This is a genomic window from Bradyrhizobium sp., assembly GCF_049586575.1.
In the GTDB taxonomy this organism is placed as follows: Bacteria; Pseudomonadota; Alphaproteobacteria; order Rhizobiales; family Xanthobacteraceae; genus Bradyrhizobium.
On record NZ_JBAVCF010000574.1, the window covers coordinates 1 to 1646 of the forward strand.

The 1646-nt window shown below is 58.9% G+C and carries 2 protein-coding genes and 1 pseudogene; 2 read left to right on the forward strand and 1 reads right to left on the reverse strand.

Annotation, left to right across the window (positions count from 1 at the left end; translation table 11 throughout):
• Both WB528_RS21600 and WB528_RS21605 read left to right on the forward strand, forming a co-directional pair.
• Positions 1–202, forward strand: a pseudogene (locus WB528_RS21600) (hypothetical protein); the annotation flags it as partial.
• Positions 203–233: 31 nt separating this feature from the next.
• Positions 234–1082, forward strand: coding sequence for a glycosyltransferase family 2 protein (locus WB528_RS21605; RefSeq protein WP_423890507.1), 849 nt, complete (start codon positions 234–236; stop codon positions 1080–1082).
• Positions 1083–1089: 7 nt separating this feature from the next.
• Here the strand turns inward: WB528_RS21605 and WB528_RS21610 are convergent.
• The coding region (locus WB528_RS21610) for a methyltransferase domain-containing protein (protein WP_423890508.1) at positions 1090–1646 on the reverse strand (557 nt) is incomplete at its 5' end.

A 1646-nucleotide genomic window follows, 5' to 3' on the forward strand; every position in this document is an offset into this window, starting at 1 on the left:
GGAATTGATCAAGCGCGTGCGGCCGACAGTTCTGATCAAGGGCGCCGACTACAAGCGCGAGGAAGTTGTCGGTCACGACGTGGTCGAAGCCTCTGGCGGCCAGGTGGTGCTGATCGATCTCGTGCCGGGTCATTCGACCACCAATATCGTGCGGCGCATGGCCACGCCGACCACGCGCGTCGGCAAGCCGGCGGTCTCATAGAGACGTGATCTCGACGGGTTAAGGCGGATTCGTGACCGATCTCATCTCCGTTATCGTGACGACCTATAATCGGGCTGACGCGCTTGATGCCGTATTGCGCGCGTTATCTCATCAAACGGATCGCAGTTTCGAAATTATTATTGCCGATGACGGATCGGGGCCGGACACGGCGCACGTAATCGAAAGTTGGACCCCGCGGCTGCCGATGCCACTTAAGCACGTATGGCAGGAAAATAGGGGCTTTCGCGGCGCCGAAATCCGCAACCGTGGCATCGGCGCTAGCTCCGGACGCTATTGCATTTTTCTCGATGGCGATTGCTTGGCCCGTGCAGACTTCATCGCCACGCATCGGCGGCTCGCTGAATCCGGATGGTTCGTGGCTGGTAACCGGATCCTGCTGTCGCGCGGCTTGACTGCAGCGGTGTTGGCGCAACGGCTGGAATCGGAGACCTGGGATATTGCCGTATTAATGCGGGAGCGGTTGCGAGGGGGCGTCAATCGGCTGCTCCCCGCGCTGCACCTGCCGCTCGGACCCTTGCGCAAAATTCATAGCAGGGCGTGGGAAGGCGCGAAGACCTGCAACTTGGCGGTCGCGCGACGTGATCTCGATCGCACCGACGGCTTTGATACGCATTACACCGGTTGGGGTTTGGAGGATTCCGATCTCGTCGTCCGCCTATTTCATGCAGGGGTCCGCCGCAAGGACGGACGCTTTGCAACCGGCGTTCTTCATCTTTGGCATCCCGAGTCCGATCGATCGAACCTGCAAGGTAATCGGGCCCGACTTGACGAAGTCCTCGCGAGCGATCGCGTTCGAGCAATGCGTGGGCTTTCAACGATGATTGATTCGTCCAATCAGCCGCCGGCAGTCCTGCAATAATTCCGTATTAACGAGGGTGCGCGACGTACAGCACCGAATTTTCGGCGATACCCGCACGGCGGAACGTCTCTGCGCCGAAATGCTCGATGCCAAGCTGTTCGACCTTCAGTCCGGCGATCTCCAGCCGATCGACAAAATCCCGCTTACCGTACCGCCGGACATGATCGCCCATGCCAAAATATTTCCAGCGCAGCTCGGCCGTATTCACGCTCGGATCTTCATTGGTGTCGTCCACGCCGACAACCAGCGGGACCATGACAATGGCAAATCCATCCGGTTTCAGCACCCGGCAAATCTCGCGCATGGCTTTGCGGTCGTCGGGGACATGTTCAAGGACATGTGAGCATAGAATGACGTCGAGCGAGCCATCCGCATAGGCCGCCATGTCGGTCATGTCGACACGCTCGTCCACGGTCTTGCGCGACAAGTCGGCGCTCCGATAGGCGATGAACGGAAGGCTTTTCAATTTCTTGTACAGGGCATCGCCCGGTGCAAATTCGAGCAGCCGATAGGTGCGGTTGCGATCGAAACTGGCAAATGCGTTTTCCAGATAGATCGCCGTCA